7 protein-coding genes and 1 pseudogene are annotated in these 8,064 nt (G+C 65.2%); 1 reads left to right on the top strand and 7 read right to left on the bottom strand.

Features of this window, described 5'->3' with window-relative positions; genetic code table 11:
* The 7 genes and pseudogenes from E4O92_RS18010 to E4O92_RS18040 form a co-directional block, all read right to left on the bottom strand.
* A pseudogene (locus E4O92_RS18010) lies at positions 1-854 on the bottom strand (hypothetical protein); the annotation flags it as partial.
* A gap of 138 nt (positions 855-992) precedes the next feature.
* On the bottom strand, positions 993-1,445 hold the full coding sequence (gene dksA, locus E4O92_RS25395) for an RNA polymerase-binding protein DksA (protein WP_135191036.1): 453 nt from the start codon (positions 1,443-1,445) through the stop codon (positions 993-995).
* A gap of 428 nt (positions 1,446-1,873) precedes the next feature.
* Positions 1,874-2,923, bottom strand: coding sequence for a CobW family GTP-binding protein (locus tag E4O92_RS18020; protein WP_135191037.1), 1,050 nt, complete (start codon positions 2,921-2,923; stop codon positions 1,874-1,876).
* A gap of 131 nt (positions 2,924-3,054) precedes the next feature.
* The gene (xerC, locus tag E4O92_RS18025) at positions 3,055-3,969 is read right to left on the bottom strand and encodes a tyrosine recombinase XerC (protein ID WP_135191038.1); all 915 of its coding nucleotides are present in this window, start codon (positions 3,967-3,969) and stop codon (positions 3,055-3,057) included.
* A 4-nt stretch (positions 3,970-3,973) separates the two neighbouring features.
* Positions 3,974-4,636, bottom strand: a complete 663-nt coding sequence (locus E4O92_RS18030; RefSeq protein WP_135191039.1) for a DUF484 family protein — start codon at positions 4,634-4,636, stop codon at positions 3,974-3,976.
* A gap of 88 nt (positions 4,637-4,724) precedes the next feature.
* Positions 4,725-6,002: a porin gene (locus tag E4O92_RS18035; RefSeq protein ID WP_135191040.1), complete on the bottom strand. Its 1,278-nt coding sequence runs from the start codon at positions 6,000-6,002 to the stop codon at positions 4,725-4,727.
* A 204-nt stretch (positions 6,003-6,206) separates the two neighbouring features.
* Positions 6,207-7,262: a porin gene (locus E4O92_RS18040; RefSeq protein WP_135191041.1), complete on the bottom strand. Its 1,056-nt coding sequence runs from the start codon at positions 7,260-7,262 to the stop codon at positions 6,207-6,209.
* Positions 7,263-7,711: 449 nt separating this feature from the next.
* On the opposite strand from E4O92_RS18040, the gene E4O92_RS18045 reads away from it, so the two are divergent.
* Positions 7,712-8,064: SEL1-like repeat protein (locus E4O92_RS18045; RefSeq protein ID WP_167759820.1), on the top strand; the 353-nt coding region annotated here is incomplete at its 3' end.

An 8,064-nucleotide genomic window follows, 5' to 3' on the forward strand; every position in this document is an offset into this window, starting at 1 on the left:
GCCGCGCGCAGCCCCTGCAGCGCCGCCAGCAGTTCCGCGCAGCCTTCGGGGGTGGCGGCGCGCACGGCGCCGAAGTCGAGCCGCACGAGCGGGCTCTGGGTTGCCGCTTGCCGCAGGCGCTGCAGGTTCGGGGCGATCTGCCCGTCGAGCACGCCGGAAAACGCCTGCGCCGGGGCGACCCCCGCGTAGGAGCGATCAAGCGGGCCGGGCGGTGTAAGCGGGCTGTAGGCCGGCGGCGAGGTGTCGAACCGGCTGGCGTAGTCGATCGCGATGCTTTCGAATTCGTGCTCGCGGCCGCAAGCCTGGTACAGGTCGAACAGCATCCACCAGGGTTGGCGCTCGTCAGGGGAGAGGCCGGGCAGCGCGGCCAGCAGCAATTGCTCGGCCGCACCCGCCTGGCCGTTGGCATACAGGATGGCGCTTTCCTCGACCACCGGTGCGCTGGAGGGCAGCACGGCCGGATCGGGCAGTTCCTCTTCCAGCTCAGGCAGTTCCTCTTCCAGCAGGGGAATCGCCGGCGCCGGCGGCGGCGCCCATGCGGCTTCGTCGGGGAAGAAGTCGGAAGCCATCTGCAGTTCGATGGCGTCGATCTTGGCGGCGGTGGCGCGCGCGATCTCGCGCTGGCGCGCACGCTCGGCTTCAATCAGCGGCCGCGACGGCACGCCGGCCCGCATCCGGGTGTCCGGGGACGGCGCCTCGGCCGGCGGCCCCTGGTGTTTCTTGAGGAAGGAGAACAGCCCCACGTCGTTTTCCTGTCTTGTGTTCCAGCCGATGCCGGGAATCCCAGCGGCCGGCGCTTCGGCCCATTGCCCGGCCAGACGGTAGCACGGCCGGGCGCCCCGGGGGGCGCGCACGCATGAGCACGATCAAAGGCTGTGCGGCGCCGGCTAGTGTATCCGACGGCAAGGGTTTTCGCCGCGCGCGGGCGGGGGTCCCAAACAAAAAAAGCATGCGGATGGCCGCATGCTTTTTTCCTGCCCGCGCAAGGCGGATCAGTCGCCGTACAGCTTTTGCTTGAGCTCGCGGCGCTGCTGCGCTTCCAGCGACAGGGTCGCGGTCGGGCGCGCGATCAGGCGCGGAATGCCGATCGGCTCGCCGGTTTCCTCGCACCAGCCATAGTCGCCACCCTCGATCGCGGCCAGCGATTGCTGGACCTTCTTGAGCAGCTTGCGCTCGCGGTCGCGGGTGCGCAGCTCGAGCGCGTGCTCTTCCTCGATGGTGGCGCGGTCGGCCGGATCAGGCACGAGCACGGTCTCGCGCAGATGCTCGGTGGTCTCGCCGGCGTTTTTCAGCAGCTCTTTTTCGAGTTCCTGCAGCTTGCGCTTGAAAAACGCGAGCTGTGCCGGGTTCATGTAGTCCTCGTCGCTCATCGCCAGAATTTCTTCGTCCGTGAGGATGCGCTCTTCGGGCTGTGCGGCGGTATTCGGTTTCGTTGTTTTGGTCATGACTTCACTTGCCTTCGATACGACAGAGGTTTTCATTTTATCAGCTAACTCAACCGTCCCCTGGTCCGCAGGGTGGGGGACGGGTGAACCGGCTGCCGTCTCTTCATTGCCCCCGGCCGCTGGCGTCCGGGTAGGCAGGTCCTTGGTGCTGGCCCGGGCCGCAGCCGTCCTGGAGGTGGTGGCCGACTGGGCTGGTCTGCGCGCGGCCGGTCGTGCGGCCGGCTTGCTCGCGGCGGCCGGTTCCTCGGCCAGTCCGGGGGCCGGTGCCGCCTGGTGCGCGGCGCCGGTTGAACTGCTGGGTTTTCTTGGGATCTTGCTTACGGTTTGCTTCATCATGGCACCCCCGTTTTCCCTCGCCCAGCCGGCGAGTCGGCAATCCGGTTACGAACAGGCCGCGCGGGGCGCAGGCCGCGTCAAACCGGAATAGTTTATACCAAACATTGTTCCAAGCCGCGGACAAATACATCTTTTGGTAAATTTTTGCCAATAAACACCATTTTGCTGCCGCGCGGTTCGCCATCCGCCCACTTTGCACCGAGGTCGCTGCCCATTATTTGATGCACACCTTGGAACACGACCTTGCGGTCGGCGCCCTCCATCAGCAGCACGCCCTTGTAGCGCAGCATGTTCGGGCCGAAGACCTGGACCATGCTGCCCAGGAACTGGTCGAGCCGTTCCGGATCGAATGCCCGTTCGCTCTTGAACACGAACGCGGCGATGTCGTCGCTGTGGTGGCTGTGGTGATGATCAATGCCGCAGGCCTCGGTGTGCTCGTGGTCATGGCCGCAGTGCGCGTGCTCATGTTCGTGCTCGTGCTCGTCAGTCGTCAGGAAATGCGGGTCGAGTTCGAGCTTGTCGTTCAGGTTAAAGCCGCGCAGGTCGAGCACGTCGGCGACCGGGGCTTGCCCGAACTGGCTGGTGGCGATCGGCGCGCGCGGGTTGATGCGCAGCAGGCGCGCCTTGAGCTCGTCGAGCGCGGCGGCGTCGACCAGGTCGGTTTTGGAGAGCAGGATCTTGTCGGCAAAGCCGACCTGGCGCTGGGCTTCTTCGTGCCGGTCCAGCTGGTCCATCGCATGGCGCGCGTCGACCACCGTCACCACGGCGTCGAGCAGGTAGTGGGCGCCCACTTCCTCGTCCATGAAAAAGGTTTGCGCCACCGGGCCGGGATTGGCCAGGCCCGTGGTTTCGATCACCACGCGGTCAAACGCGATCTCGCCCGCCGCGCGCTTGCTGGCCAGGTTGCTCAAGGCCTGCACCAGGTCGCCGCGCACGGTGCAGCAGATGCAGCCGTTGTTCATCTCGACGATTTGCTCGCCGGTATCCTGCACCAGGATCTCGTTGTCGATGTTTTCCTGCCCAAATTCATTCTCGATCACGGCAATGCGCATGCCATGCTCTTCCCGCAGAATGCGGTTGAGCAGGGTGGTCTTGCCGGCACCGAGGAAGCCGGTCAGGATCGTGCTGGGAATCAGGGCCATGTTTCGCTATCTGGTCAGTAAAGCCGATCTTGGCTTGGGTAATCGGGGGATTATGCCCCAATTTGTAAAGCGTGGCCATCAACCATGCACGGGCTTGATTCAGCTCATGCTTGGGCGCTTGCTTATTTTGCTCATTTTGACTTTGCGCGCGGATGGGCCTTGTCGTAGACGGCCGCCAGGTGCTGGAAGTCGAGCGAGGTGTAGATCTGGGTCGAGGTGATGCTGGCGTGGCCGAGCAGTTCCTGCACCGCGCGCAGGTCGCCCGACGACTGCAGCAGGTGCGAGGCGAACGAGTGGCGCAGCACGTGCGGGTGCACGTGCACCGGCATTCCGCTGTTGATCGCGTGCTGCTTCAGGCGCGACTGCACCACGCGCGGGCTGATCCGCGTGCCGCGCTTTGAGAGGAACAGCGCGTTGCTGCCGTCGCGCGCGGGCGGGCGCACCGCCAGCCACGCGGCGAGCGCGGCGCGCGCCGGGGCGCCGACCGGCACCCGGCGCATCTTGTTGCCCTTGCCGGTGACCACCACTTCCTGCGCCTCGGCATCCAGCCAGCCAAGCGCGTCCTTGCCGGCAGCCAGGTCCAGCCCGGCCAGCTCGGACACCCGCAGCCCGCTCGAATACAGCAGCTCGAACATGGCGCGGTTGCACAGTTCGAACGGTTCGGCGTGCGCGCGCCGGTTGCCTTCCATCAGCTGCACCGCGTCGTCGACCGACAGGGCCTTGGGCAGGCCTTTGGCGCGGCGCGGCGCGCGCACGCCATCGACCGGGTTGGCCGGCAGCGCGCTGTGCTGGCCCAGCCAGTGATAAAAGCCGCGCCAGCCGGACAGCTTGCGCGCGATCGAGCGCGGTTCCTGGCCGCAAGCGTGCAGTCTGGCGGCAAAGCGTCGGATGTCGGCGTGGGTCAGCGTAGCCCAGTCGTTATGCCCGGCCAGCTGCGCCAGCTCGGCCAGGTCACGCCGGTAGGCGGCCAGGGTGTGCGGCGACAGCCTGCGCTGGGTCTGAAGCTCGGCAAGGTAGCGCGTGGCCCAGTCGTCGCCGGCGCTCATCGATTCAGGCGCGCAGCGGCGCGAGCGCGGTGCTGGCGGTCTCGCCGATGTGCACCAGGAAGTCGGTCGCCATGCGGTCGGTGAAACGTTCCGGATCGGGCGAGCCGAGCACCAGCAGGCCGAAGGTCTCGCCCTTGGCGCGCAGCGCCACCATCACGGTCGAGCGCACGGCCTCAAAGTCGTCGAGCCAGCGCACCGCTTCAAAGTCGCGGTTGCTGCCGCAGTAGGGGGTGCGCAGGCTGGCGGCGAACAGGCGCGCGTCTTCCGACACCCCGGTGGTGTACCAGTTGTCTTCATGCCCGGGAGCCAGGTCCCACAGGCGCAATGTCGCCTGCGGCACCCCGAAGCGCTTGACCAGCCCGTCCGCCACCACGTGCGGCATGTTGGCAACATCGCCGGCGCGCAGCAGGTCCTGGTGCCAGCCGTGAAAGCGGTCGGCGATCGCCGCATTCGCCTCGGCCGTGCGCAGCAGCTCGGCCATGCGCAGCTCCAGCGCACGGTACTTGTCGCGCATGACTTCCAGCTGGCGCTCCTGCAGCGACACGGCCTTGCCGGTCACCGGGCTGGCCAGTTTCAGTTCGCCCAGGAGGCCGGCGTACTCTTCAAAAAAATGCGGGTGGTCGGCCAGGTAGCGGGCGACGGCGGCGGAGTCCAGGGGTGCGGTCATCGAAAAAATGTCGGAACAGTCAATCCGGCAATTCTACCCGACCGCAGGCGCAAAAAGAGGCCTTGCGGCCTCTTGCACCCTACGCGCCTTAGAACTTGTGGCGTATCCCGAACTGCGCCGCGCCGCCGTCTTCGCCTGGACTGGACGTGAAGCCGCCCGGCGAGCCGGCGCTGCCCGGCGAAAACTGCGCATGGCGGCGGTTGTCGATCCAGGCCACCGCCCCGTACAGGTCGGTACGCTTGGACAGGAAGTAGTTGGCGCCGAGCGCGAACTGGAGCGCGTTGTTCCCGGCTTGCTGGTCCTTCAGGTAGGCGACCGAGCCCAGGAACCGGAAGGGGCCCCAGCGGTATTGCGCGCCCAGTTGCGTGCTCCAGCCCCACACCTGCGAATTGGGGATGACGTTGTTGATGAACGCGTTGCGGAAGGTGCTGGCCGTGACCGGGCCGACCGTCGACAGCAGGGTCGGCGCGATCAGGGTGTCAAAGCCGTTGATGTACATCGGCAGCAGCACCGAGTGGAAGTTCGACTGGCGGTGGTAGCCGGCGAAGAACTTGAAGTCCTCCCAGGTGTAGGAGCCGCCGATCGTGGTCGAGGAGAGGCTCGGGGTGTCGTTCTGGTCATAGCCTCGGTTGTAGCCGATGCCCACGTCAAAGCCCATGGCCCGGTAGATCAGGTTCGCCCCCCAGAACTTGTTATAGAGCCCAAAGTAGCCGGAGCCCTTGGCGGCCGCCATCAGTGAACCGGAGATACCGTACTGGGGCAGCACCAGCCGGTACTGGAGCGCGCGCTGCGAGCGCACGTCCACGCCCAGCGCGGTGAAGCCGGCGGTGCCGGAGAGGAGGTTGCCCCAGCTGCCGGCGGTGCCGAATTCGAAGGTGTCGGCGCCGGCCAGCACCTCGTAGTCGGGCGTGTACATGCGTCCCGCCAGCAGGGCCCCGTAGGGGGTGTACATGCCGACCAGCGCGGTGCGGTCGAACAGCGCGTTTTCGATGTTGACCACGGGCGCGCCTTTCGGCTGCAGCGTGGTTTGCACCGCGGACAGGACCGCCGGCGGCAAGGTGGCCCCCATGTTGTTCGTCAGCCAGAAGCCCTGGTTGTCGTTCAGTATGGTCGCCTGCTGGCGGCCGGTGGTGACATCGACCCGCGCCTCAAGGTTGAACACCGCCTTGTAGCCGGGCATGATCTCCTCGACGCCCTTGAAGCCGAGGCGCGAGCCGTCGGCGCCGCCGCTGATGATCTTCCACGGGCCGCCGCGCTGCCACATGATGCCGGCGTCGGCGATGCCATAGATCTGGACGCTGGACTGGGCAAGTACCGGGGTTGCAAAACAGGTGCCGATCAGTGCGGCAAGTAAGCTCTTTTTCATCGCATCTCCATTCAGTCGTTAAACGGACACACAGAACTCGACTACTTGGTTGATCAAGTGCGTCACCGTGTTCCAGCAACTGCACTGCACGCGGTGACGCGGTTGTGCAAAAACTACAGGCCCCAGATGCACGAAGGGCGGACCCGGTTTCCCGGGTCCGCCCTTCGCGGTTTCCTGCTAAACGGGGCTTAGCCCCGCATCAGCTTAGAACGAGTGGTTCATGCCGATGTCGTATTGGTTCACTGCCGAAGGAATCGCCAGTGCGCCGGAGGCGGTGGTGATGTCCTTCTTGCGCGACGCATCCAGGTACACATAGGTGCGCTTGGACAGGCTGTACTCGTAACCCAGCGACAGCTGCTTGGTCTTGGCGGCACCATCCGGGTGCTTCTGGCCGTAGCCTGCCAGGATCTTGCCCGGGCCCATCGCGTAGTTCGCACCCAGCACCCATGCCTTGGTCTTCGAGTTGGTCGGGCGGGTGTGGCCCTGGTCCTGACGGGTGTAGGTCAGCATCAGGCGCAGGTCGGTCACCGGAGCGATCGAGCCGCCCAGGGTCCAGACCTTGCTTTCGACCGCATTACGCTCGTAGCCGATCATCGCGCCAGCCGGACCGTTGTTGTAGGTGCCGCTGATCGAGAACGGGTTGGCCGACGCTTCCGAGTTGGCCGGGAACTGCGGGTTGGTCGGGGTGCCGTTGCCGACCACAGCCTGGCCGCCGTTGGCTTCCTTGGTGGCGACGGTGCTGTTGAACTGGAAGCCGTTGATGACGTTCGAGTTATACCAGATCGCGTTGGCCCAGCGGTTGTTCGAGCTGCCTGCCGGATCGAGCGGCTGCGAGGTGTAGCCGGCGACGGTCAGGTCGGTGTAGAAACCAACCGGGGTCGGCAGGCCGTGCCACGGGTCGAACGCTGCCACGGTTTCCTGGTACGCAGGGCGGCCACGGCCGATGCGGACCATGCCGAAGTCGCCGGCCAGGCCGACGCGGCTTTCGCCCTGGAACAGCGGACGGTTGGTGGCTTCGACGGTACCGGTGTCCGGCTCGTAGCGGATTTCCAGCTGGAACAGTGCTTTCAGGCCGTTGCCCAGGTCTTCGGTGCCCTTGAAGCCCAGGGTGTTGGCGGCGCGCTTGCCAATCTGCAGGGTCGAGCCGCTTTTCTTGATCAGGCCAACGTCGACGTTACCGTAAATCTGGACGGCAGTTTGTGCGTGCGCCATGCCGGCGAAAGCACCAAACATTGCCAGTGCCATGAGAGATTTTTTCATGTATTAGAGTCCTTATAAAGTGAATCTCGGAAATTCGGTCATGTTCCAGGACGATGTTGCCGAATCTCGGATGCTTGAACCTTAAATGCTTAAAGCGTCAAGATTGCCGGATTAGTCAATTATGAGGCTGTCACTTGGTGGAAGGCCAATAATTCGATTCGTGCTGTTGTATTTTCGAAACGCGACGCTATGGTCAAAACGACAACGTTGTGGTTATTTCCAGCAATGTCGCTGGCGCTTGATTGTTTGTGCGACATCAAGAATCGGCCGGTTCCAAACGAATCGGCCTCCCTGCTGACTTAGACTTTGCCCGAACTGACGACCACGGCGACGCGTTTCGGGGATTTCTTGTATATTCGCAACTTTGGCCCATGCTGGCCGGAGCTGTATCCACACCCCCGCCCTCGCTGTACGCCCTTCTCCGACTCACCTGACTAACGACGACAACGATGGCTAATCGTGAAGAACTCGCGATCATTCGTGGCGCGCGTGCCGGCCGCACCGAGTCGCAGCTGGCGCTGGGCAAGCTCTACCTGTTCGGCAGCGCCGGGCTGCCGAAAAGCCTGCCGACGGCGCTGCACTGGCTCGAACGCGCCGCCCAGCAGGGCTGCGCCGACGCCTGGAAGCTGATCGGCAGCCACATTCCACTGGAGCTGGCCCGCCAGGGCGCGCCAGTCCTGCTGCGCTGGTACGAGCGCGCCTATGACGACGGCGTGGTGCGCGCCGGCCTGGTGTTCGCCCAGCTGGTGCTGGGCGAAGGCGCGCCCGAGCCGTCCGCGGCGGTGCGCGGCAAGGCCCTGCG

The organism is Massilia horti (assembly GCF_004614195.1).
GTDB classification, from domain to species: domain Bacteria; phylum Pseudomonadota; class Gammaproteobacteria; order Burkholderiales; family Burkholderiaceae_D; genus Telluria; species Telluria horti.